Annotated in this window: 23 protein-coding genes; 12 read left to right on the top strand and 11 right to left on the bottom strand. The window is 52.1% G+C overall.

Going from position 1 to position 22,246, the window contains the following annotated elements; translation table 11 throughout:
* Positions 1-605: 605 nt before the first annotated feature.
* Genes yihX through fabY form a run of 4 tightly spaced genes read left to right on the top strand, consistent with a single transcriptional unit; the run spans position 606 to position 3,502 of the window.
* A complete protein-coding gene (gene yihX, locus AAGQ96_RS21400) occupies positions 606-1,214 on the top strand; it encodes a glucose-1-phosphatase (RefSeq protein ID WP_342754513.1) in 609 nt (202 codons plus the stop codon).
* Positions 1,201-2,070, top strand: a complete 870-nt coding sequence (locus AAGQ96_RS21395) for a virulence factor BrkB family protein (RefSeq protein ID WP_342754512.1) — start codon at positions 1,201-1,203, stop codon at positions 2,068-2,070. The genes yihX and AAGQ96_RS21395 overlap by 14 nt, the downstream gene beginning before the upstream one ends.
* Positions 2,067-2,504: a D-aminoacyl-tRNA deacylase gene (gene dtd / locus AAGQ96_RS21390; RefSeq protein WP_147200404.1), complete on the top strand. Its 438-nt coding sequence runs from the start codon at positions 2,067-2,069 to the stop codon at positions 2,502-2,504. The genes AAGQ96_RS21395 and dtd overlap by 4 nt, the downstream gene beginning before the upstream one ends.
* A gap of 47 nt (positions 2,505-2,551) precedes the next feature.
* Positions 2,552-3,502, top strand: a complete 951-nt coding sequence (fabY, locus tag AAGQ96_RS21385; RefSeq protein WP_147200403.1) for a fatty acid biosynthesis protein FabY — start codon at positions 2,552-2,554, stop codon at positions 3,500-3,502.
* Here the strand turns inward: fabY and rluF are convergent.
* The 3 genes from rluF to AAGQ96_RS21370 all read right to left on the bottom strand — a co-directional run bounded on the left by rluF (position 3,499) and on the right by AAGQ96_RS21370 (position 7,701).
* On the bottom strand, positions 3,499-4,377 hold the full coding sequence (gene rluF, locus AAGQ96_RS21380) for a 23S rRNA pseudouridine(2604) synthase RluF (RefSeq protein ID WP_147200402.1): 879 nt from the start codon (positions 4,375-4,377) through the stop codon (positions 3,499-3,501). The genes fabY and rluF overlap by 4 nt on opposite strands.
* 120 nt (positions 4,378-4,497) lie before the next feature.
* Complete coding sequence (locus AAGQ96_RS21375) at positions 4,498-6,180, bottom strand: AsmA family protein (protein ID WP_342754511.1); 1,683 nt, start codon at positions 6,178-6,180, stop codon at positions 4,498-4,500.
* Positions 6,181-6,312: 132 nt separating this feature from the next.
* Entirely contained in the window at positions 6,313-7,701 is a 1,389-nt protein-coding gene (locus AAGQ96_RS21370; RefSeq protein ID WP_342754510.1) for a uracil-xanthine permease family protein, read from the bottom strand.
* A 159-nt stretch (positions 7,702-7,860) separates the two neighbouring features.
* Here AAGQ96_RS21370 and AAGQ96_RS21365 point away from each other — a divergent pair, with 159 nt between their 5' ends.
* Positions 7,861-8,523, top strand: coding sequence for an NAD(P)H-binding protein (locus tag AAGQ96_RS21365; RefSeq protein ID WP_342754509.1), 663 nt, complete (start codon positions 7,861-7,863; stop codon positions 8,521-8,523).
* Positions 8,524-8,528: 5 nt separating this feature from the next.
* Here AAGQ96_RS21365 and recG read toward each other — a convergent pair whose 3' ends face one another.
* From recG to gmk, 5 genes are read right to left on the bottom strand one after another with little or no spacing between them, the layout of a single operon-like run.
* Entirely contained in the window at positions 8,529-10,610 is a 2,082-nt protein-coding gene (gene recG / locus AAGQ96_RS21360; protein WP_147200398.1) for an ATP-dependent DNA helicase RecG, read from the bottom strand.
* Positions 10,607-11,305, bottom strand: a complete 699-nt coding sequence (gene trmH / locus AAGQ96_RS21355) for a tRNA (guanosine(18)-2'-O)-methyltransferase TrmH (protein WP_342754508.1) — start codon at positions 11,303-11,305, stop codon at positions 10,607-10,609. The genes recG and trmH overlap by 4 nt, the downstream gene beginning before the upstream one ends.
* Positions 11,306-11,308: 3 nt before the next feature.
* Positions 11,309-13,429 (bottom strand): bifunctional GTP diphosphokinase/guanosine-3',5'-bis pyrophosphate 3'-pyrophosphohydrolase, encoded by a 2,121-nt coding sequence (spoT, locus tag AAGQ96_RS21350; RefSeq protein WP_342754506.1) that lies wholly within the window; start codon positions 13,427-13,429, stop codon positions 11,309-11,311.
* A gap of 22 nt (positions 13,430-13,451) precedes the next feature.
* On the bottom strand, positions 13,452-13,727 hold the full coding sequence (rpoZ, locus tag AAGQ96_RS21345; RefSeq protein WP_016191359.1) for a DNA-directed RNA polymerase subunit omega: 276 nt from the start codon (positions 13,725-13,727) through the stop codon (positions 13,452-13,454).
* A gap of 53 nt (positions 13,728-13,780) precedes the next feature.
* A complete protein-coding gene (gene gmk, locus AAGQ96_RS21340) occupies positions 13,781-14,404 on the bottom strand; it encodes a guanylate kinase (RefSeq protein ID WP_147200395.1) in 624 nt (207 codons plus the stop codon).
* 249 nt (positions 14,405-14,653) lie between these two features.
* Between gmk and ligB the strand changes: the two genes are divergently transcribed.
* On the top strand, positions 14,654-16,348 hold the full coding sequence (gene ligB / locus AAGQ96_RS21335; protein WP_342754505.1) for an NAD-dependent DNA ligase LigB: 1,695 nt from the start codon (positions 14,654-14,656) through the stop codon (positions 16,346-16,348).
* Here ligB and AAGQ96_RS21330 read toward each other — a convergent pair.
* On the bottom strand, positions 16,323-16,940 hold the full coding sequence (locus tag AAGQ96_RS21330) for a trimeric intracellular cation channel family protein (protein ID WP_342754504.1): 618 nt from the start codon (positions 16,938-16,940) through the stop codon (positions 16,323-16,325). The two genes, ligB and AAGQ96_RS21330, sit on opposite strands and share 26 nt — an antisense overlap.
* A gap of 275 nt (positions 16,941-17,215) precedes the next feature.
* Between AAGQ96_RS21330 and AAGQ96_RS21325 the strand changes: the two genes are divergently transcribed.
* Entirely contained in the window at positions 17,216-17,374 is a 159-nt protein-coding gene (locus AAGQ96_RS21325) for a hypothetical protein (protein ID WP_342754503.1), read from the top strand.
* A 112-nt stretch (positions 17,375-17,486) separates the two neighbouring features.
* Here the strand turns inward: AAGQ96_RS21325 and AAGQ96_RS21320 are convergent, their stop codons facing one another.
* Positions 17,487-17,825, bottom strand: a complete 339-nt coding sequence (locus AAGQ96_RS21320; protein ID WP_147200392.1) for a zinc ribbon domain-containing protein YjdM — start codon at positions 17,823-17,825, stop codon at positions 17,487-17,489.
* A gap of 265 nt (positions 17,826-18,090) precedes the next feature.
* Here AAGQ96_RS21320 and AAGQ96_RS21315 point away from each other — a divergent pair, with 265 nt between their 5' ends.
* The 4 genes from AAGQ96_RS21315 (at position 18,091) to tssD (ending at position 20,704) form a co-directional block, all read left to right on the top strand.
* Complete coding sequence (locus tag AAGQ96_RS21315; protein ID WP_342754502.1) at positions 18,091-18,711, top strand: SHOCT domain-containing protein; 621 nt, start codon at positions 18,091-18,093, stop codon at positions 18,709-18,711.
* Between the two features lie 640 nt (positions 18,712-19,351).
* Positions 19,352-19,711, top strand: coding sequence for a tlde1 domain-containing protein (locus tag AAGQ96_RS21310; RefSeq protein WP_342754501.1), 360 nt, complete (start codon positions 19,352-19,354; stop codon positions 19,709-19,711).
* Entirely contained in the window at positions 19,708-20,205 is a 498-nt protein-coding gene (locus tag AAGQ96_RS21305) for a hypothetical protein (protein WP_342754500.1), read from the top strand. Before AAGQ96_RS21310 ends, AAGQ96_RS21305 begins: the two co-directional genes overlap by 4 nt.
* Before the next feature lies 1 nt (position 20,206).
* The gene (tssD, locus tag AAGQ96_RS21300; RefSeq protein WP_342754499.1) at positions 20,207-20,704 is read left to right on the top strand and encodes a type VI secretion system tube protein TssD; all 498 of its coding nucleotides are present in this window, start codon (positions 20,207-20,209) and stop codon (positions 20,702-20,704) included.
* Between the two features lie 73 nt (positions 20,705-20,777).
* Here tssD and AAGQ96_RS21295 read toward each other — a convergent pair whose 3' ends face one another.
* Positions 20,778-21,641: a YicC/YloC family endoribonuclease gene (locus tag AAGQ96_RS21295; RefSeq protein WP_147200381.1), complete on the bottom strand. Its 864-nt coding sequence runs from the start codon at positions 21,639-21,641 to the stop codon at positions 20,778-20,780.
* Between the two features lie 176 nt (positions 21,642-21,817).
* Between AAGQ96_RS21295 and AAGQ96_RS21290 the strand changes: the two genes are divergently transcribed.
* Positions 21,818-22,234, top strand: coding sequence for a DUF3574 domain-containing protein (locus AAGQ96_RS21290; protein ID WP_342754498.1), 417 nt, complete (start codon positions 21,818-21,820; stop codon positions 22,232-22,234).
* The last annotated feature ends 12 nt before the right edge of the window (positions 22,235-22,246 follow it).

Below are 22,246 nucleotides of genomic sequence, written 5' to 3'. Positions count from 1 at the left end.
AAACAGGATTTGCTGTCTTTTCTGGCTCAGAATCCACTTTGACATTTTTCTTATTAACAGAGAAGCCAGCTTTAGATTAAGCGCCATATCAATATTATCTATAGCGAAGCACTCATAAATCGATCAATAAACTTAATACTCTCTGTCGTTCTTCCTACCGAAGGTGATAATAGCGATCCGGGTTGAGAAGTCGTCGTAATATCACTCACCCAGTCAAATTGCAAATTGTTGCAGTGTTTCCATCAATATCCAGGCCGGATTATCACGCGTTAACTCAATTAGTTTAAGTGCAGCAAGTCCAGATGTTGCATCAAGATCAATTTTTTCCTGACACCATTAAGCTTCAGTGAGTGAAGGGATTTAAACCCCTCAATTTTCAGTTCATCAATCATGAATGCTCCTTGTTCTGACGATAATGCATCATAAGATGATATGAGAAATTTTATAAATGTTTTATGTCAGATGATTGTCAGGTTCGCGAGGCTCTGTCAGTAACAAAGATTTATATAACCTGCGAGCTTTTGTACAGATGCGTAAGGTGTCACTGTTCAGTCACCCTTTTTACCGCTAGAGTGAATAGCTCACCGGAACAAATGGAGATGACCATGCTGTATATCTTTGATTTAGGTAACGTCATTGTTGATATTGATTTTAACCGGGTGCTGGGCGTGTGGAGCGATCTGGGACGTGTTCCGCTTTCCACACTACAGAGTCATTTTACGATGGGAGAGAACTTTCATCGTCATGAACGGGGTGAAATCAGTGATGAAGCTTTTGCTGAGCAAATGTGCGATGAGCTGGATCTGGCTTTAAGCTACGAACAGTTTGTCGCGGGCTGGCAGGCCGTCTTTGTCGACGTTCGCCCGGAAGTCATTCAGCTAATGAAAAAGCTGCGTGAACGCGGCGATCGCGTGGTGATTTTATCCAATACTAACCGTCTGCATTGCAGCTTCTGGCCAACGCAGTACCCGGAAGTGCAGCAGGCCGCAGATAAACTCTATCTTTCGCAGGATATGGGTATGCGTAAGCCTGAAGCGCGCATCTACCAGCAGGTGCTGCGGGAAGAAGGCGTTACGGCCGATCGGGCGATCTTCTTTGATGATAATCAGGAGAACATTGACGCGGCGCGTGCGACAGGTATTCAGAGCATTCATGTCACTGATGCTGGCGTAATCCCAACTTTCTTTGCCAAAGCTGAACATGTCACTGATTAATCATTACCGTCATCGCATGCGGGCTTTCTGGCAATGGATAAAACTGCTGTGGCAGCGTATTGATGAAGATGGCATGACCATTCTGGCCGGTCATCTGGCCTATGTGTCGCTGCTATCCCTGGTGCCGTTAGTTGCCGTTGTTTTCGCCCTGTTCGCTGCATTCCCGGCTTTTTCCGAGGTCAGCAGGCAGTTAAAGCTTTTTATTTTCAGCAACTTTGTGCCGGCATCAGGGACGGTTATCCAGAGTTACCTTGAACAGTTTGTCGCCAACGTCAATAAAATGACGGCAGTGGGCGCCTGCGGGCTGGTCGTGACCGCGCTGCTACTGATGTATTCCATTGATAGCGCGTTGAATACCATCTGGCGCAGCAAGCGTAAGCGGCCCGTGGTCTACTCCTTCGCCGTGTATTGGATGATCCTGACGCTTGGCCCAATGCTTGCCGGAGCAAGCCTGGCAATCAGTTCCTATCTGCTTTCACTGCGTTGGGCTTCTGTCACCGGCGTCAGTTGGCTGGTTGATTATGGGCTACGGGTTTTTCCGCTGCTGCTCTCCTGGCTGACCTTCTGGCTGCTTTACAGTATTGTCCCGACTCGCCAGGTGCCGGGTAGAGATGCGTTGGTGGGCGCGCTGGTGGCCGGGTTGCTGTTTGAACTGGGGAAAAAAGGATTCGCGCTTTACGTGACGATGTTTCCCTCATACCAGCTTATCTATGGCGTGCTGGCCGTGATCCCCATCCTGTTCCTGTGGGTCTACTGGACCTGGTGTATTGTCTTACTTGGCGCTGAAATTACCGCCACGCTGGGCGACTATCGCCAGCTCAAACAACAAGAACAAGAAAGGGAAAACGAAGAATGATTGCTTTAATTCAACGCGCGTTGAACGCCAGCGTCACGGTCTCTGGTGAGACCATCGGTGAAATCGGCCCGGGATTGCTAATCTTATTAGGTGTGGAAAAAGGCGACGATCGGCAAAAAGCGCAGCGGCTTTGCGATCGCGTGCTGGGCTACCGTATTTTCAGCGATGAGCACGGCAAAATGAATCTTAATGTGCAGCAGGCTGGCGGCAGCGTGCTGGTCGTTTCGCAGTTTACGCTGGCCGCCGACACGCAGAAAGGAATGCGTCCTGGCTTCTCTGGCGGGGCAGAACCCGCAGCAGCAGAACAGCTGTATACGTTTTTTGTCGACTGCTGCCGTGATAAAGGTATTAGTACCGAAACCGGTCGCTTTGCGGCCGATATGCAGGTCGCGCTGGTTAATGATGGGCCCGTAACCTTCTGGCTGCAGGTTTGAAGCGGGCGGAACGGCAGGGAAGCGGCCCGGAACGAGAGAACCATTATATGTATCATCTTCGAGTACCTGAAACCGCAGAAGAGCTGGATGCTTACTATCAGTTCCGCTGGGAAATGCTGCGCAAACCGCTTCATCAGCCAATGGGCTCTGAACGGGATGCATGGGATGCGCTGGCGCATCATCAAATGGTTGTGGATGAGCGGGGCGAGCCGGTTGCGGTAGGGCGGCTTTATATTAATGCCGAGAACGAAGCGGCTATTCGCTTCCTTGCCGTGCATCCCTCGGTGCAGGGAAAAGGACTGGGAACGCTGGTGGCCATGACGCTGGAGTCCGTCGCGCGTCAGGAAGGCGCAAAGCGGGTAGTCTGTAGCGCTCGTGAAGATGCCGTCGAGTTTTTCTCTAAGCTCGGGTATCACAATGAGGGTGAAATTACCGCGCCGCAAACGACCCCGGTTCGCCACTTTCTGATGATCAAACCGGTCATCACGCTGGATGACATTCTGCATCGCGCTGACTGGTGTGGGCAGCTGCAACAGGCCTGGTATAACCACATCCCGCTGAGTGAAAAAATGGGCGTGCGCATTTTGCAGTACACCGGCCAAAAATTTATCACTACCATGCCTGAAAACGGCAACCAGAACCCGCACCATACACTTTTCGCCGGCAGCCTGTTTTCTCTGGCTACGCTAACCGGCTGGGGGCTGATCTGGCTATTGCTGCGTGAACGTCATCTGGGCGGGACGATTATCCTGGCGGACGCGCATATTCGCTACAGCCATCCGATTACGGGAAAACCTGGCGCGATTGCCGATCTTGGCTCGCTGAGCGGCGATCTGGATCGCCTCGCTCGCGGCCGTAAAGCGCGCGTACAGCTCGAAGTGGAGCTGTACGGCAACGAAGAGTGTGGCGCGGTATTTGAAGGCGTCTATCTGGTGCTGCCAGCCGATCCGGATGGCCCGCTGGAGCCAGCCGGTTCTAACCACTGGCCGGAGCCTTAACGCCCTTTCTTTTTACGGCCTGGCTGGACAAAGCGTTTACGAGATGCCGCGTTGCCAGCCGGTTTTTCCGCACCTTTGACGCCGCCTGCCGACGGTTTCCTGGCTGCGGGCGCTTTGGCTTTAGCCGGTGCCTTCTTCGCGGGTTTATCTTCTGAAGACGAGTTTTCCAGCAGCTTAAAAAGCTCAATCAGTTCATCGTCGGTGAGATCGCGCCATTCACCCAGCGGCAGTCCTTTCAGGTTGACGTTCATAATTCGCGTACGTTCAAGCTTAGTGACTTCATAACCAAAGTGCTTACACATACGGCGGATCTGACGGTTAAGACCTTGTACCAGCGTGATGCGGAACACAAAGGGCGCTTCGCGGGTTACTTTACATTTTTTGGTAACGGTGCCCAGCATCGGAACGCCTGCGCTCATGCCCTGAATAAATTCATCGGTGACCGCTTTGTTGACCGTGACCACATACTCTTTTTCGTGATTGTTCCCGGCACGCAGGATTTTATTCACCAGATCGCCGTGGTTGGTCAGGAAAATTAGCCCCTGAGAGTCTTTATCGAGACGGCCGATAGGAAAGACGCGCTTGCTGTGATTAACAAAATCGCTGATGTTATCCCGCTCGCCCTCTTCCATGGTGGTGATAATGCCAACCGGCTTATTCAGGGCGATAAGCACCAGATCTTCTTCATCACGCGGCTCAATCAGCTGACCGTTTACCTTCACCACATCGCCGGGGAATACCTGATCGCCTACGGCAGCTCGCTTGCCGTTAATAAAAACGTTGCCCTGTTCGACATAGCGATCGGCGTCACGACGAGAACAGATACCGCTCTCGCTAATGTATTTGTTAAGACGAATAGATGAGTTGGTCAGCATGGTTCCTCCGTAAAAAAGCGGACTATACCTTACCCGGGTTGTGTTGCGAACAGGGGTAGCCTGCTTATGTGCAGATAAATCGCCGCGGCTGCGGCGATTGGGCGGAAAGAGTGGCTGATTTTACTGCGAACCGGCAACCTGGCCCGCCTGCATGGTTTGCTGCAAGGATTTGTCGCCAGCGGAAACGGAAAGCGTGCCGTTGACGGTTGGACGTAATGGCGTCTCCTGTGCCAGGCTGGCCTGTGCCTTCAGCTGCAAATCACCGTTTCCTTCTAAAGAGAGCGCTGGCCATCCCCAGTCATGCAGCAGGTTCACCGGCACCTGGCGACCATTCAGCGTTAACGACAGCGCTCGCTGTGGCTGCTGTGAAATTGTCGCTGTCCCTTCAACCATCCCTTCTCCGGCAAAAGCGCTCAGTTCAGTGAGGTTGATCGTGTTGCCATCGGCATTGAGCGCCACGGAAGGATGGCGTAAATCGACGCGATTGAACGTCGCTTCCGCGGCATTGAAACTTAACTGTCCTGACCAGATGCCCCATTGACGATCGCGGGCCAGCAGTAAATGGCTGCCGTTACCATCCAGCGAAGTCATTTGCAGCGGGAAGGCCGGATCGATATCAATAATCAGATTGTGGCTGGCGGAGAATTTTGTCAGTTCTACGCTGTTCAGCCAGGCGGGGAGGTTAGCCTGCCAGCGCTGACGCCAGTTGCCCGGCAGCGTATATTCCATGCCCGCGATTGCCAGTTCATCCAGCGTTAGTTTTTTGTCGCTGCGGGTCCAGTTACCGGAAGTACGAATCAGTCCATTCGCCCAGCGAGAACTGGCCTGCGTGAGAGCGATGCCGGTCGGTGAAAAGGTCATGTTCACAATGGGATCGTTCAGTTGCAGGCTGCCGTTAACAAAGGTGCTGGCATTCATCGACAGCGCCCCGTCATCGCTCTGCCAGTCGCCATCCTGTAGCCTGATGTTTTTCAGCGCTAAATCCAAATCGGTGATGGCCCAGTCGTTGCCTTCCAGGCGGGCATCGGTGATATCCACGCGATCAAAATGCACGGAGGGGAGCGTCATTAGCGGTGCAAGGAAATCGTTGAGCGAAAGCTGACTTTGCAGACGAATACTGTTCAACCGTAAAGACGCTACCTGCCAGTTATTCTGTGCGTCGCGTTGCGCGCTGGCGGTGATAGAACCTAACGCCACGTCAGCGCCAAAATTATCAATCGCCAGCTGTTTATTGCTGGTACGGCCTTGAAGCAGCAAATTAGTGACAGGAATACCTTTAACGTTCAGCGAGGCGGCGCTCAGCTGGAACCGAGCATCGTTACCAATGAAATCATTAGCGGCAGGTTTCCACGGCATCACACCGCCGTCCACGCCTTGCGCGGTGATGGGAAATTCGCCATATGCCCTGTTGACCGCCATCTTGTTAAGTTGCAGCCGGTTTGCAGAAAGTGGCACAGGTCGGGAATGCTCTGCCAGTGTCAGCGAGCCCTGTTCCAGCCAGATGCTGGCAAAATGGAACGGCTCGGTAAACTGTACGACGCTCAGGCCCAAATCGACTTTTTTTGCTGTTAGCGTGGCGGGCCGATCTCGCTCACCGAACGAGACGTCATTGAGGATCAGATGCGCGGGATCGGAAAAGTTGTGCTCCATTTTGCTGAAAGTCAGGTGCCAGGCACTGTTTGCACTGATCGTGTCGCTGATCCAGCGTGCGCCAGGCCGGGTTTGTAGCAACAGGTAGATCACCACTATTGCCAGCAGTACGAGCAGCAGCAGCGACAGCAAAATTTTCCCAATTGATTTCATTGCACTTGTCCCTATGAGCTTTCTGATAAAGGGGTGTTATGCCTTAAACCGGCTCAAAGCTCAACCTTCCGTTAGCCGCAGGCGAAGTGGAGATCGCCTGCGGTTTATGGGGCAGAGTGACGGCAGAAGGGATTATTTCTCGTGAGGAAACAGCAGATTCAGAATGATGGCGGTGATGCCGCCCGCCGCAATACCGGAAGAGAGCAGGGTTTTCAGCCAGTCTGGCGCAAACTGCAAAATCAACGGCTGCTGTGACACGCCAAGGCCAACTGCCAGCGACAGCGCAATAATCATGATAGCGCGGCGGTTCAACGGCTCGCGGGAGACGATACGCACGCCGGATGCTGCGATAGTGCCGAACATCACAATGGTTGCACCGCCGAGTACTGGCTCTGGAATATGCTGCACAAATCCGCTTACCGCCGGGAACAAACCCAGTACGATCAGCATGAGCGCGACAACAAAGCCCACGTAACGACTGGCTACGCCGGTCAGCTGGATCACACCATTGTTTTGACCGAAGCAGGAGTTAGGGAACGTGTTGAACAGCGCGGAAACACAAGAGTTCAGGCCGTTAGCTAACACGCCGCCTTTCAGCCGCTTCATATACACAGGCCCACTCACCGGCTGTTCAGAAACATCAGAGGTGGCAGTGATGTCACCGATTGTCTCCAGTGACGTGACCATAAAGACCAGCATCAGCGGCACCAACAGATTCCAGTCGATCCCCAGTCCGTAATAGAACGGCATCGGGACCGTAATTAACGGCTGACCGGCTGGCGTACTGCTTTCCGGCAGCATGCCCATCGCCCAGGCCAGCAGATAACCCACGGCCATTGCGATCACCAGCGAAGCCACGCGTAAATAAGGATTACGCTGGCGATTAAGCAGAATAATCACCAGCAACACGCTGCCCGCCAGCAACAGATTTTTCGGCGCACCGAAGGTATGGTCGCTCATTGCAGCAAAACCACCGCCAATGGAAGTCAATCCGACCTGAATCAGCGACAGACCGATGATCATCACCACAATGCCGGAAACCAGCGGCGTAATAATACGCCGGGCAAGATGCAGCACGCGTGACAGCACCATCTCCGTACAGGACGCCAGCATCAGGGTGCCAAAGAGCGCGGCCATCATCGTTTTTACGTCCGCGCCGCCATTTTTGAGCGCCATACCGCCCATGATCAGCGGGGTAACAAAGTTAAAACTGGTGCCCTGAATCGACAGCAGACCGGAACCGACCGGCCCCCAGGTTTTGATTTGCAGAATGGATGCCACGCCGGAAGCAAACAGCGACATGCTGATAATATGCTGCGTATCCTGCGCTGGCAGGCCAAGCGCCTGGCAAATCAATAGCGCGGGCGTAATAACCGCCACAAACATCGCCAGCAGATGCTGACAGGCGGCAAACAGGGTCTGCGGCAGCGGAGGGCGATCCTCAAGGCGATAAATCAGTTCACTTTTTGCAGTGGGAATAGCGCTGCGGTTGACATCGGCATCGGAGGTGTTGACGGACATTCTGACGGAACCCTTGCGAGCAAAGAGGCGATTTTAATCTTATAACCGCCAAAAGCAAACGATTGCCAGTAGTGAAAGTTCTCACGTGTAGAGGATACACAGCAAAATTGGCCAGGATTCACTAAGATCGGTACAGACCAAAACAACAAGGGGAACACTATGCAGGTATTTATTATTGGCGCGACAGGAGGCGTGGGTCGCCGTCTGAGAAGACGCCTGGTTAACGCGGGTCATCAGGTTGCCGGAACGCACCGCCGTGACAGTCAAAAAGAACAGCTGGAAACCGATGGCGTAACGCCGGTGAATATCGATTTAATGAATACCAGTAGCGAAAGGCTGGCGGCGGCAATGCAGGGCAGTGACATAGTGGTATTCTCTGCGGGCGCAGGCGGTGCAGGCGTTGATCTGACCGACGGTATTGATGGCCGCGGCGCACGCTTTGCGGCAGAAGCGGCGCGGCTGGCTGGCATCAACCGTTTTCTGCTGGTCTCAGCCTTTCCCGATGCCGGACGCGGAAAAGCGCCGTCGCCGGGGTTTGAGCATTATATGCAGGTGAAGAAGCAGGCTGACGTCATGCTGGCGGCCACGCCGCTGGACTGGGTGATTTTGCGGCCGGGCACGCTGGTTAACGAAGCCGGAACCGGCAAAGTACGTACCGGGCTGGCCATCCCTTACGGTACGGTACCCAGAGATGACGTTGCCGCCGTGCTGCACGCTCTTGTTGAACAGCCAGAAGTAAAAAGGGTGATTATTGAACTGACCGCCGGGGAGCAGGATGCCAGCGAAGCGGTTGCCGCTATGGCAGCCTTCAGCGGGCGTTAGCCGCCTCAGGCGTTAGTATAGCGCTGCGTTTCCGGCAGCCAGCGTTCAATCAGCGCCTGTGCCTGTTCGGGGTAGTGTTGATGAATGTGGCGGGCGACACGCTGGACTTCAGGGATCATCGCGCCGTCGCGCAGCAGATCGGCAACTTTGAATTCAGCATTGCCGGTCTGTCGCGTGCCCAGCAGTTCGCCAGGCCCACGAATTTCCAGATCGCACTGGGCAATCACAAAACCGTCGTTGCTGTCCCGCAGAACCTGAAGACGTTTTTGCGCCGTTTTGCTGAGGGGCGCTTTATACAGCAGAACACAGTGTGAAGCGACAGAACCACGGCCTACGCGGCCTCTGAGCTGATGCAGCTGCGCCAGGCCAAGACGCTCAGGATTCTCGATAATCATCAGGCTCGCGTTAGGCACATCCACGCCAACTTCAATAACCGTGGTGGCGATAAGCAAGTGGATCTCGCCCTGTTTGAACGCCTGCATGACGGCCTGTTTCTCAGCCGGCTTCATGCGGCCGTGCACCAGCCCAACCTGCAATTCCGGCAGCGCCAGCTTCAGTTCTTCCCAGGTTGCTTCCGCCGCCTGAGCTTCCAGCTGTTCCGATTCCTCAATCAATGTACAGACCCAGTAAGCCTGGCGTCCTTCGCCGCTACAGGCGCTCTTCACCCGGTCGATGATATCGGCACGGCGGGTATCGGGGATCGCAACCGTCGTAACCGGCGTCCTGCCAGGCGGCAGTTCATCAATGGTCGACGTTTCCAGATCGGCATAGGCCGTCATCGCCAGCGTACGTGGAATGGGCGTGGCGGTCATGATCAACTGATGAGGATGAAAACCCTGTTCTTCCCCTTTTTCCCACAGCGCCAGCCGCTGGTGGACGCCGAAGCGGTGCTGTTCGTCGATAATGACCAGCGCCAGCCCGTTAAACTGTACCTGTTCCTGGAAAATAGCATGGGTGCCGACAATCATCGAAACCTGCCCGCTGGCGATAGCTTCCTGCTGCGCGAGGCGTGCTTTTCCTTTCTGCTTACCGGCCAGCCAGCCAACCTCAATGCCCAGCGGTTCAAACCACTGGCGGAAGTTATTGGCATGCTGCTCGGCCAGCAGCTCAGTCGGTGCCATTAGCGCGACCTGCTTGCCCCAGGCGATAACTTCAAGTGCGGTCAAAGCGGCCACCAGCGTTTTGCCCGATCCGACATCGCCCTGCACAAGACGCATCATTGGGTAGTCCTGCGCCAGGTCCTGTTCAATTTCTCGCACTACACGTGCCTGAGCGCCTGTCGGCTTGAATGGCAAACTGGCCAGCAGCTTATCGCACAGCTCGCGGCGAGCCGGCATTGGCAGTGCGTGATAACGCTGCGCGCCAGCACGTACGGCCAGCATGCTGAGGTTATGCGCCAGTAATTCTTCCATAATCAGACGGCGTTGTGCAGGATGCGTACCGCTATCCAGATCGGCCAGCGCCATATCCGGCGGTGGGCGGTGCAGCGTACGCAGCGCATCCGGCAGGCTGATCATGCCCCGGCTCAGTTCAGGCGGGAGCAGTTCGGCGATAGGGCAGGTTTTCAGCAGCTCAAGCGCCTGATCGGTAAGATTGCGCAACGTGGCCTGACGAATGCCTTCCGTTGTGGAATAAACTGGCGTCAGCGTTTCCTGCAATTCCACACCGCTGTTTTCACCCTGCACGCGATACTCAGGATGAATAATCTCCGCCCCGCGCTGGCCGCGTTTAATTTCACCATAGGCGGTCACGCGCCGTCCTGCGGCAAGGCTGTTTTTCATGCCAGCATTAAAATTGAAAAAACGCAGGGTGAGAACGCCGGTGCCATCGCTAATCTGACAGGTCAGCATGCGACGACGGCCAAAAGAGATGTCGCTTTGCAGGACTTCGCCTTCAACCGTGGCATAGATATTCGGCAAAAGATCGTTGATAGCGTAAAGCTGGGTGCGGTCTTCGTAACGAAGCGGCAGATGCAACAGCAGATCCTGCACGGTTGCCAGGCCCAGCTTCGCCAGCTTGCCGGTCTGGCTTGCGCCAACGCCGGAAAGCGTACTGAGTGGGATGGCATCCAGCAGGCGGCCCATCATTTTTTACGTACCGACGCTTGCATGGTTGCCCACCATTCCGGGCTGGCAACCACCTGACCCGTGTCGCTGATTTCCGGGTAAGGCAAACCTTTATGTTTCGCCACTCGCGCCAGCACCGGGTAGCCGCCTTCAAACAGCAGGCGCTGCTGCTCGTCATAAGGCAGATCGCTTTCCTGACGCTGATACATGCCCGCATTCTGCCGCTGGCGCTGCGCTTCATACAGGATAAGCGCAGAGGCAACGGAAACGTTGAGCGACTGTACCATCCCGATCATCGGAATAATGATGTCCTGGTCGGCGAGATCCAACGCTTGCTGAGTAATACCGGTTTTTTCCTGACCCATCAAAATGCAGGTCGGACGGGTATAGTCGATTTCCCGAAAGTCTACCGCGTCGTCGGAGAGGTGCGTGGCCAGAATTTGCATTCCCTGGCCTTTCAGGTGACTGACGGCGTCGGTGATGGTGGTGTGCGTTTTGACCTGCACCCAGCTGTTGCTGCCCGCAGCAGAAGAAACCATGGTTCGCATTCGGCTGCCGGGCCACACCGCATGGACTTCGTGTACCCCAACTGCATCCGCCGTACGAATAACGGCGGAAACGTTATGCGGTTTATGCACCTGTTCCATACAAACGGTCAGATCGTACTGACGAGCGGCCAGCATCTCCTGGATACGGGCAAAGCGTTGAGCATTCATGCACTAATTTCGATTACGGTGAACTTTAATCACATCCGGCATTACGCGGATTTTACGCATAATGTTCGCCAGATGGACGCGATCGCGGGCTGTCAGACGGATAAAGGCGCAGTAAACACGGCCATCTTTCTCTTCCGTATTCAGGCTCTGAATATTGGAGCCTGCCGTATTGATGGCTGCCGTGAGGTTCGCCAGCGCGCCCTGGTGGTTAAACATATCCACTTTGATCTCCGCGACAAATTCCTGCTCGGTGTCTTTATCCCATTCCACCGCCATAAACTTCTCTGGCTCTTTCTGATAGCCACGAATATTACGGCAGGATTCATGGTGCACAACCAGCCCTTTACCGGGGCTGACATGCGCCACGATGGGATCGCCAGGAATTGGGCGGCAGCACTTGGCAAAGGTGATAAGCACGCCATCAGCGCCCTTAATCGGTAATTTGCTGCGCGAAGGCGTGTTGGAAATCTGAGTCACCGGGGCAGGCTGATCGTTCTGCTGAAGATTTTTCGCCACTACCACGCTCATGGCGTTGCCAAGGCCAATTTCGGCCAGCAGATCGTCCAGCGTAGCCAGCTTCATACGTTCCAGCTCGTGCTGAACGCTTTCCGGCGCGATTTCAGCCAGCTTGCGGCTACCGCCTAACGCATGATTCAACAGGCGGCGTCCCAGGCTGACCGAATCTTCCCGCTTGAGGTTTTTCAACAGCTGGCGAATTTTTGCACGCGCTTTTGAACTGACCACAAAGTTAAGCCAGGCAGCGTTAGGACGCGCGCCGGGTGCGGTAATGATTTCGACAGTCTGCCCGCTGGTCAACGGCTGCGACAGCGGATAAGGCTGACGGTCGACGCGCGCGCCGACGCAGGCATGGCCGATATCGGTATGAACGGCGTAAGCAAAGTCTACCGGTGTGGCATCGGCGGGTAGCTCAACGATACGGCCTTCTGGCGTAAAGACGTAAATTTCATCCGGGAACAGATCGGATTTAACGCTCTCAATAAACTCAAAGGAGCTACCGGCACTCTGTTGCAGTTCCAACAGGCTTTGCAGCCAGCGTTGGGCACGGATTTGCGCCGTGGTGCTGCTTTCGCCCTGTTCTTTATAAGCCCAGTGCGCAGCCACACCCATTTCAGCCATCTGATCCATATCTTCTGTGCGGATCTGCACCTCAACCGGCACGCCATGTGGCCCGATCATTGAGGTATGCAGCGACTGATAGCCGTTAGCTTTGGGAATGGCGATATAATCTTTTACTCTGCCAGGACGAGGCTTGTAGAGGCTGTGCATCTGTCCAAGCACCCGATAACAGGTGTCGACATCGCTGACGATGACCCGGAAAGCGTAGATATCCATAATTGAATGGAAGCGCTGCTCTTTCAGGTGCATTTTGCAATAAATCGAGTAGAGGTGCTTTTCCCTTCCGCTGACGCGGCAGGGGATCCCCGCTTCCTGAAGGCGACCGTCAATTTCAGAAAGGATCTTTTGAATCATCTCTTTACGATTGCCACGGGCCGCTTTCACCACTTCTTTGATGACGCGGTAGCGGTTGGGGTAGAGCGCTTCGAAGCCCAGCTCTTCCAGCTCGGTTTTCAGGTGATGAATACCCAGCCTGTGGGCCAGCGGACTGTAGATTTCCAGCGTTTCCAGCGCAATACGGCGCTTTTTATCCGGGCGTAATGCGCCCAGAGTCCGCATGTTATGCGTACGGTCGGCCAGTTTGATCAGAATGACGCGAATATCCTGCACCATTGCCATGATCATTTTGCGGAAGTTTTCGGCCTGCGCCTCTTTCTTATCGCGGAATTTCAGCTTATCGAGTTTGGAAACCCCTTCAACCAGTTCAGCTACGGTTCGGCCAAAAAGCTGTTCCATATCCTGATAGGTGGCGGGGGTGTCCTCGATAACATCGTGCAAAAGCGCGGCCATGAGCGTTTCATGGTCGAGCTTCATTTCCGCCAGGATGCAGGCAACGGCAACCGGGTGGGTAATGTAAGGCTCACCGCTGGAGCGCGTCTGTCCCTCGTGAGCATCACGTGCGACAAGGTATGCTTGCTTGAGGCGCTTTATCTGGTCCTCAGGCAAGTATTTTTCAATCAGTTGATTGAGACTTTCAAACAGATACAAGGGCGAGCCTTCCGGCTAATAATTAACGACGACCTTCAGCGATAGCGGTAACAGCCTGTAACTCAGCGGCTTCCTGCTCTTGCTGCTCCTGACGATCACGCACATCCAGAATCTGGTTGGTGATCAAACCTTCTTCGATCTCGCGCAGTGCGATTACGGTAGATTTATCGTTTTCTTCCGGAACCAGCGGATCTTTACCGCCAACCTGCATCTGGCGAGCGCGACGAGCGGCGACCAGAACCAGGTCAAAACGGTTACCAATTTTTTCTACTGCGTCCTGTACGGTTACGCGTGCCATAAGTGTGATACTCCACGGTTGACGAAATGACTGGGCATCATACTGAGTTGTCCTCAGTCTGCCAACAGTTTGCTGATTAAAGCATCATGACGGGACTTTTGACGGCCCATTCGCAGACGCTCGGCGCGAATAATGGTTTTCAGATCGGACAGCGCCAGATCGAAATCATCATTCACAATGAGGTAATCATATTCTGCAAAGTGGCTCATTTCCGCGACGGCTTGCGCCATTCGTTTGGTGATAACCTCTTCGCTGTCCTGGCCGCGGCCACGCAGGCGGCGATCCAGCTCATCTTTTGATGGCGGCAGGACAAAAATAGTGCGTGCCTGCGGCATCTTTTGGCGAATTTGCTGGGCACCCTGCCAGTCGATATCTAAAAAGACATCCACGCCGGTAGAAAGCACCTGTTCAATCGCTTTACGGGAAGTACCGTAATAATTGCCAAACACTTCAGCATGTTCCAGAAAAGCTTCTTCTTCGATCATGCCACGGAATTCGTCGTGGTTGACGAAATAGTAGTGTTCACCATGATTTTCACCCGGACGTATTCCCCGTGTGGTATGGGAAATAGAAACTTGGGTGTCGTATAACGGTTGTGTCTTCAGCAGTGCATGGATCAGGCTGGATTTACCCGCGCCGCTGGGAGCTGAAACAATAAAAAGTGTGCCTTGAGCCATGATTCTTCTTGATATGCCAGTCGGAGTCTACTTCCTGCACAGTATACACGGCTGCCACTCATCATGCAGCGTTTCAGGCCGGTCAGAACGTTTTTTCTCAGAAAATGCGAGGCGTCTCGCGGCGAAGATGAAGCATTTCATGCTAGGGCGAAAACTTTTCGAGGCGATTCCCGTCATTACAGCTCGCCCCTCGCAAGCTCCAGCGATCCGGTTTTTAATCCGCCTTGCAGAGTAACAGGGAGTAAAGAGATGCAAAGAAGCCTGATGTTAATTATCGGCTTGTGCTGTAGCGCGGCGCAAGCTATCTGCCCGGTTTGGGCACCTGGACGCGCTGAAATGGAAATGGGGGCGTTGCAGGAACAGCTGAGCAAATGGGACGATGCCTATTATCGACAGGGGCTCAGCCTGGTTGAGGACGAGCGTTATGATGCGCTGGAAAAAAAATACCATGACTGGCAACGTTGTTTTCGACCGCTAAGTGAACTCCGCCTGCCTGAATTAATGCAAGGCGGTAAAGTTGTGCATCCTGTTGCGCACGTTGGTGTTAAAAAACTGGCGGACAAACAGGCGGTGGCGCGCTGGATGGCGGGAAAGAACGCGCTTTGGGTACAGCCAAAGGTAGATGGCGTTGCCATTACTTTGCATTACCAGCGGGGGAAACTGGTCAGGCTGATCAGTCGGGGAGATGGATTGCGTGGCGAAGACTGGACGGAGAAGGCGAAAGCGATAACGGCTATTCCTCAGCAAATTCCGCTGGTTGCGCCTTCTGTCGTTTTGCAGGGAGAGCTATTCTTGCAGATGACCGATCATCATCAGGCTGAACAGGGCGGCATCAATGCCCGATCGTTAGTCGCAGGCGCAATGAGGCGTAACGAAGCATCAACAGTCCTGCAAAAGCTTGGCATTTTTATCTGGGCATGGCCTGAAGGGCCGAGAGCGATGCCACAGCGGCTGGATCAGCTGAGCAAAGCCGGATTTGGCGTCGCGGCTAACTGGAGTAAACCCGTCGCCAGCGCTGATGACGTAGCGATATGGCGTGAGCGCTGGTTGCATGAGCCGCTGCCTTTTGTTACCGATGGCGTGGTCATTCATGCCACGCCGCCTGACGGGGCAAACTGGCGTCCGGGGGATAATACCTGGTCCGTAGCCTGGAAATATTCTCCGGCAAAGGCCAATACGGAAGTTCGTTCCGTCGAGTTTCCTGTGGGGCGCACGGGAAAAATTAGCGCGGTACTCAATCTGGAACCTGTACAGCTGGATGATAAAAAAGTCAGTCGGGTCAGTCTCGGTTCATTCAGACGCTGGCAGCAGGCTGATATTATCGCAGGCGATCAGGTTGCTATCAGTCTGGCGGGCCAGGGAATTCCGCGCCTGGATGGTGTTACATGGCGTGTAGCGCAGCGTGACGTTCCGTCGATACCCGATATTACTGCGTTCAATGCAACAAGTTGCCTGGTTTATACCCCTGCCTGCCGCGAACAGTTCCTGGCAAGGTTAGTTTGGCTAAGTGACAAAAATGTCCTGGCACTGTCTGGCGTGAGCCGCAGTCGCTGGCAGCAGCTGATGCAAAGCGGACTGTTAACGCATCTTTTTTCCTGGCTGGAGCTTTCGCGACAACAGCTCGACGCTATTGAAGCGCTGACGCCGAACCGGGCGGAGCAGCTCTATCATCAGTTTTCGTTGAGCCGCCAGCAGCCCTTCAAACGCTGGGTAAAGGCGTTGGGCGTGCCTCTCCCTGCGGGCGCGCTTAATGCGATGCCTGACGACAACTGGCAAATGCTGCTGGCAAGAAGTGAGGCTGCGTGGCAGCAATTGCCCGGCGTCGGTAAACGCCTGTCACAACAGGTCGTACAGTTTCTTCATCATCCTCAGGTTCAACCATTGATTACGTTTTTGGAAAAAAATCAACGGGCACAATTTAGTGATCGCCATGTGGATAATTAAAAATGGGTAAACCCAGCCGGAACCGCAGGGCCAGCAGACGAGCCGTGAAACCGAACAGTAAGGTAATGAGGACGATTAGCTCATGGGAAAGCGCGGTTTTCAGCAGCAGGATATAAAGCCAGCCCGAAGCAAAAGCGATGCCTGCATACAGCTCTTTTTGAAAGACCAACGGAATGCGGTTGCAAAACATATCGCGCAGCACGCCGCCAAACACGCCGGTAATGACTGCGCAAATCGCGGCTATGATCGAAGCATGACCCATATCCAGCGCAACTTTCGTGCCGATAATAGAGAAAACCGCCAGTCCCAGCGCGTCCAATACCAGGAAAACTTTGCGCAGGTGCGGCATCAGCGGCGCAAGCTGAGTGGTTATGACCGCCGCCGCCGCAACAATCATGATGTATTCAGGATGTTGTACCCAGCCGAGCGGATAGTGACCCAGCAGCATATCGCGAACCGAGCCACCGCCAATAGCGGTAACGGAAGCGATGATAATAACGCCGAACATATCCATTTTTCGGCGGCCCGCTGCCAGTGCGCCAGTCATAGCTTCTGCCGTAATACCAATAATATAGAAAACAGTAAGTAACATAGCTCGCTCCTGAGGAATCGGCGGCAAGCCTGAAGCATCTGTCACAGGCTGGCGATTGAATTTTTTTAACGATCAATTTCCAGATTATTTTAACTAATGCGAACACCGAATTTCTTAAGCGGACATTTGATAATAATGATTATTTATTAGCAGTTTACAAATATATAAAGCGCCACCAAAGATTAGCCTGTCAGGGTGCTGTCAGCTAAAAATGATCATGATGGCGGTTTTACTCAGGGCTCACAGAGCATTCCATCATTTAAGGAGAAAACGCAATGATGGCTGGAGAAGGATTCAGGCTGCTGGCAAAAGGGATCCATCCTGAGACAGGCGAACCTCTTACACCGGGAGCGGTAGTTCACAGCCCGGAGGCTATAAGATTATTGTTCCTGCTGGCCGAAGAATTCAGCTTTACCCGTTTTTGTTCGATTTGAACAATTTACGAGAGGCGATATCGCTCTGTAGAAGAATGTGGCTAAACAACCGTTACTGCTTTGCTATCAATTTACAAACCAGTAACGGCTTATGAAGAGAGACGGTTTAGGGTTAGTTTTTCTTCACGAACTCTGATTTCAGCTTCATTGGGCCAAAGCCATCGATTTTGCAATCGATATTATGATCGCCTTCAACCAGGCGAATGCTTTTCACTTTTGTGCCGATCTTGAGGGGAGTGGAACTTCCTTTCACCTTAAGGTCTTTGATGACGGTTACGCTATCGCCATCAGCCAGCAGATTGCCGTTCGCGTCTTTTACTATCAGCGTATCTTCTGTGGAAGCGTCTGCGCCCTCAGTCCATACATGTCCGCATTCCGGACAATTATTGAGCTCGCCATCCTGCCAGGTATATTCAGAATGACATTTAGGGCAGGGAGGAAGGGTTTGCATAGTCAGCCTCAAATTAATCCATAAAAAAATAGGGGGCATTTTAGCCTGGTAAGGTAGATTAGCCTATTCATCTTTAACGCTTCGGCGTTTAATCTTTTAAGACTGCCATGAGCGGAGCCTTACCCGTACCCTCAAGCTGTCTGGCAAAAAAGTTTACAATTCGGTAGAAAACTGGGCAGATAGTAAATATTTTTTAATAAATCATCGTAAAAAAAGTCTATTTATCGCGATCTCATTTGATTGCTATCACACAGCAGGAGCCTTTATGAGTAGTACTGATACACAGCAAATCATTGTTCCAGAAAAGGGATTAGAGAAAGCGTTCAGCTACCTCACTTCTATGCTGGTGCCGGGCGAATCATTATTAAAAGTTGCCATTCAGCGCCGGTTGTTTGCGCTAACCCAACGCAGAATAATAGCCAGTGCGACATCAGGACGTTTTATTGGCATGAGCCGGGGTTTACTGGGTGGCTTCACACCTGTTGACGTCCGTTGGCAGGATTTAAAAAACATGCAAATCAAAGCAGGGATTTTTGGTAGCACCCTGTATATAAGTGCCCTGGAACAGCCCGATCTGGCCACAGAAGGTAAAGTCGTTCGTTACCAACTTAACGGATTACGTAAAGACGAAGCCCAGGAAATCTACAAGATTGGCCAGGAGCATGAGCAGTCCTGGCGTGAAAAAAGACGTCTGCGTGAACTGGAAGAGCTGCGCGCTAAATCAGGTGGTTTTGGTAACTTCGGAAATCATTCGCCTGCCGTTGAACCAGATAAGGAAAGCAGCGCAGTTGAACGCCTCAAAAAAGCGAAGAAATTACTCGAAGAAGGTCTGATTAGCGATTCAGAATATGAAACGACCAAAGCAAAGATCATCAATGAACTGTGATCAATCTGCTGCGTGCTTTGTAATAAGCGCTGTAAAACGATTTTGATAATCCAAAAAAGCTACTTAAGTAGCAGTCTTAAAATGAAAACGGATAGTTTTTGAATCGGATTTTTTAAAGCTGCAATTCGGCCTGTCGGTTGTTTTTACAGGCCGAATATATTACGCAGTAATAAAATTTCGGTTTATAGTTAGATAGCTCCGCATTTTTTTATAACGGGGAACAGCGCAAGACCCGGCACCTGCGGTAATACGATTGAGGAATAAGCCTCTCACTCTCAACGGTTCTAAAGCCAAAAAACTGTTGAATCTTATACAAGTCATTCGTTGCTTTTTTCCTGCAGCATGGGCATGTTGCCTGAATGTCGTAAGCCATCTCGATGAATCCTTTTAGTGAAATAATTAAAATCCGTCTGCATAATATTAAACTTCGCTGCGCGCGCCGCCTGCTTTCACCAAAAAGCGCATATCAGCATCGGTCTGACGTTGCGTATGTCTGCCCTCCCTTTGCTTTCCGTCTGGTCCGTAAATCGTATCCGTCGATTAGTTACCGTTAACATCCTTCTATTTTTGATGCAGATTAAAAAATCTTCAGAGGATGCAATGTAATGTCATCGGGTTTAGCCAAAGAAAAGGAGCATTTATGGCGTGGGAATATAAACAAAGCACAGGGGTGCTTACTCATAATGGCGTTTTTTTTGCGCAAGGGTATAGCGGTGTAGGGTCTGGGGAAAATAACCCAGCAATGGAGCGAGTAAGGAGTAAAGGGCCAATTCCGAAAGGCCATTATAGAATTGCTGGGTCACATGATACGGTGACAAAAGTCACTATTATCCTACAGCCAATTTTAGGAACTAACACATTCGGACGCGATAAGTTTCGCATTCATGGAGGTAATAGATCTGGGGCGCACACTGCTTCTCAGGGATGCATAATTATTGATGGCGTTGCTCGCAGGCAGCAGATTATAAAAAGTGGCGATACAATATTGGTGGTGAGATGATAAAGAAAATAGTATTGGTTTCTTGCATGCTGGCTGCATCTGCTTTTGCCTCTCACCCAACGGCGCAACAACTGACAGAAAAAATTAAGCTGAAAGGTTCACAGGCTGTCATATCCGATTTGTATGCCAGTAATGAAAAGGAATGGCAATACGTTACCGCAGAGATTGGAAAAGGCAGTAGCGAATGGCTTACCGTTGCCGGCTTACTGGTTCCAGGCAGTGATGCCGACTCTGCGGAAACCCTAAGCGAAGCCGTTGGAACGGCAATTCCTCATAATCCTGCGGGCGTGCTCAATATTATAACGGAACGATACTATCCACTTAGTTTGAAACAAGTGTGCGGGCTACCATTTTATCGGCTCACCGAACTGCAGCTGAATCAATATATCGTGGACGCTATACGGGCGCTTTATAAAGTACCATCAAGTAAGGCATGCATCGACACAATGGTTAATGTGATTGGGGCTTCAAATGGATTTGAGGAGGATAATTGAAATGGCGATCCCTGTTTATCTGTTCTTAAAAGATGATGGTGGCAGCGTAATAAAAGGTTCTGTCGATATAGCTGGCAGGGAAAACAGTATTGAAGTGTTAGGCTTACATCATCTCATTAGTTTCCCTACCAATGATTCCAGCGGCAGAGCGAATGGAGCACGTCAGCATATAGCATATATGATTGAAAAGGAAATAGACTCTTCATCTGCATACCTCTATAAAGCGTTAGCTACCGGGAAAAAATTAAAATCGGCAGAGCTAAGATTTTATCGAATTAATTATTCTGGTCAGGAGGAGGAGTATTTTAACGTTGTGCTTGAGAACCCGAGGGTAGTAAATATAATGCCAGTAATGCTGGATATAAAAGACATTAGTAAAGAAAGATTTAATCACATGGAGATTGTTGAGTTTCGCTATGAAAAAATAACATGGCATTATCTGGATGGTCATATCATTCACGCTGATAGCTGGGCTTGTCGACCTGGGGCTTTGATGTGAATGACAAAACAATAAAACCCGCAAATCGCGGGTTTTATCAGACGTAAATTCCGTACGTTAAAGAGACACGAACTTACTCAATATTCTGGATCTGTTCGCGCATCTGCTCAATCAATACTTTCAGCTCAATGGCTGAGGTAGTGACTTCAGCATTGATCGACTTCGACGCCAGCGTATTCGACTCACGGTTAAACTCCTGCATCATGAAGTCGAGGCGACGGCCAACGGCCTCTTTCTTCTTCAGGATGTTATAGGTTTCCTTAACGTGTGCCTCGAGGCGATCTAACTCTTCCGCCACATCAACACGCTGAGCCATCATGATCAGTTCCTGCTCCACGCGATTACCGTCCAGCTGCACCTGAGCTTCTTCCAGCTTGGTAACCAGGCGCTCGCGTTGCCATTTCAGCACGTCGGGCATTTGCGCGCGCACTTTGGTGACTTCGGTGCTGACGCCTTCCAGGCGCTGCTCAATCAGTGATTTCAACGCTGCGCCTTCGGTTTCACGCGAGGTGATAAAGTCATCCAGAGCCACGTCCAGCGCTTTTAGCAGCTCGGCAGAAATAGCATCCAGATCCTGTTCTTCTGCCGACATAACGCCGGGCCAACGCAGAATATCGACCGGGTTGATTTCCCCTTCATCACTCTGCATTTTTACCCATTTCGCCGCTTCAACCAGCTGGATAGCCAGCTTCTCGTTCAGCACCAGCGAACTCTGCGCGCTCGGGTCAGCCTCAAAGCGAAGGTTACATTCGATTTTTCCGCGCGTCAGGCGGTTACGAATACGTTCACGGATTACCGGCTCAAGGCCACGAAACTGCTCGGGAAGACGGATATAGGTTTCTAAGTAACGCTGGTTGACGGAACGAAGCTCCCAGGCTGCGCTGCCCCATTCGCCTTTCGTTTCACGCCGTGCGTAGGCGGTCATGCTGCGGATCATTTTGCGTACTCGTTTTAGAAGTAAGATAAGGGGATTATAGCGGCGCGGGCGTTGGCTTAACAGGCATTCGCTCAAAGTGCTGTAAATCAGCCGTTACCTGTGAATTTTTATCAGCAGGGGATTAAGCTTTAGCCTGCAAATGCGTAGCATTTAATAACTGGATCGAAAGGAAGCTAATGAAAACCACGTCTCTAATGATTGCTCTCTGTGCTTTTACGCTGGCTGGTTGTAACACACCTGCGCATCTGACGCCTACTCACTGTAAAACAGGCGATGTGATGACACAGACGACACTGTACTTTGGCCTGAGCAGGCCGCATGGCGCTGATATTTCCTCGACCGAGTGGCAATCTTTTATGGATAAGCAAGTGACGCCGCGTTTTAAAGCCGGCTTAACGGTTTTTGCTGCAAATGGTCAGTGGCTGGGTGAGGATGGCAAAGTGGCGCGCGAACAGAGTAAGGCGTTGCTGCTTATTCATCCGGATACGCTGCAAAACGAAAAGGATATTGAGGCATTACGGACCGGTTATAAACAACAGTTCCAGCAGGAGTCAGTTATGCGGGTGGATGAGCCAGTCTGCGTAGCATTTTGATGCTTAAATAGC

The sequence above is a fragment of the Pantoea sp. MBD-2R genome (assembly GCF_039134845.1).
Lineage (GTDB): Bacteria > Pseudomonadota > Gammaproteobacteria > Enterobacterales > Enterobacteriaceae > Erwinia.
The sequence above is the reverse complement of the archived record's forward strand: the minus strand, read 5'-3'. Positions and strand labels throughout refer to the sequence as shown.

What these genes read in the sequence shown, in the direction of transcription:
- AAGQ96_RS21320 (WP_147200392.1), bottom strand. Translation starts at nt 17,825, where the DNA reads ATGCAAACCCTTCCTCCCTGCCCTAAATGTCATTCTGAATATACCTGG.
- recG (WP_147200398.1), bottom strand. Translation starts at nt 10,610, where the DNA reads ATGATGGGCCGCCTGCTGGATGCCATCCCACTCAGTACGCTTTCCGGC.
- trmH (WP_342754508.1), bottom strand. Translation starts at nt 11,305, where the DNA reads ATGAATGCTCAACGCTTTGCCCGTATCCAGGAGATGCTGGCCGCTCGT.
- yihX (WP_342754513.1), top strand. Translation starts at nt 606, where the DNA reads ATGCTGTATATCTTTGATTTAGGTAACGTCATTGTTGATATTGATTTT.
- AAGQ96_RS21305 (WP_342754500.1), top strand. Translation starts at nt 19,708, where the DNA reads ATGATAAAGAAAATAGTATTGGTTTCTTGCATGCTGGCTGCATCTGCT.
- AAGQ96_RS21315 (WP_342754502.1), top strand. Translation starts at nt 18,091, where the DNA reads ATGAGTAGTACTGATACACAGCAAATCATTGTTCCAGAAAAGGGATTA.
- AAGQ96_RS21365 (WP_342754509.1), top strand. Translation starts at nt 7,861, where the DNA reads ATGCAGGTATTTATTATTGGCGCGACAGGAGGCGTGGGTCGCCGTCTG.
- AAGQ96_RS21330 (WP_342754504.1), bottom strand. Translation starts at nt 16,940, where the DNA reads ATGTTACTTACTGTTTTCTATATTATTGGTATTACGGCAGAAGCTATG.
- ligB (WP_342754505.1), top strand. Translation starts at nt 14,654, where the DNA reads ATGCAAAGAAGCCTGATGTTAATTATCGGCTTGTGCTGTAGCGCGGCG.
- AAGQ96_RS21325 (WP_342754503.1), top strand. Translation starts at nt 17,216, where the DNA reads ATGATGGCTGGAGAAGGATTCAGGCTGCTGGCAAAAGGGATCCATCCT.
- AAGQ96_RS21370 (WP_342754510.1), bottom strand. Translation starts at nt 7,701, where the DNA reads ATGTCCGTCAACACCTCCGATGCCGATGTCAACCGCAGCGCTATTCCC.
- dtd (WP_147200404.1), top strand. Translation starts at nt 2,067, where the DNA reads ATGATTGCTTTAATTCAACGCGCGTTGAACGCCAGCGTCACGGTCTCT.
- rpoZ (WP_016191359.1), bottom strand. Translation starts at nt 13,727, where the DNA reads ATGGCACGCGTAACCGTACAGGACGCAGTAGAAAAAATTGGTAACCGT.
- AAGQ96_RS21395 (WP_342754512.1), top strand. Translation starts at nt 1,201, where the DNA reads ATGTCACTGATTAATCATTACCGTCATCGCATGCGGGCTTTCTGGCAA.
- AAGQ96_RS21375 (WP_342754511.1), bottom strand. Translation starts at nt 6,180, where the DNA reads ATGAAATCAATTGGGAAAATTTTGCTGTCGCTGCTGCTGCTCGTACTG.
- AAGQ96_RS21295 (WP_147200381.1), bottom strand. Translation starts at nt 21,641, where the DNA reads ATGATCCGCAGCATGACCGCCTACGCACGGCGTGAAACGAAAGGCGAA.
- AAGQ96_RS21290 (WP_342754498.1), top strand. Translation starts at nt 21,818, where the DNA reads ATGAAAACCACGTCTCTAATGATTGCTCTCTGTGCTTTTACGCTGGCT.
- AAGQ96_RS21310 (WP_342754501.1), top strand. Translation starts at nt 19,352, where the DNA reads ATGGCGTGGGAATATAAACAAAGCACAGGGGTGCTTACTCATAATGGC.
- rluF (WP_147200402.1), bottom strand. Translation starts at nt 4,377, where the DNA reads ATGCTGACCAACTCATCTATTCGTCTTAACAAATACATTAGCGAGAGC.
- gmk (WP_147200395.1), bottom strand. Translation starts at nt 14,404, where the DNA reads ATGGCTCAAGGCACACTTTTTATTGTTTCAGCTCCCAGCGGCGCGGGT.
- fabY (WP_147200403.1), top strand. Translation starts at nt 2,552, where the DNA reads ATGTATCATCTTCGAGTACCTGAAACCGCAGAAGAGCTGGATGCTTAC.
- tssD (WP_342754499.1), top strand. Translation starts at nt 20,207, where the DNA reads ATGGCGATCCCTGTTTATCTGTTCTTAAAAGATGATGGTGGCAGCGTA.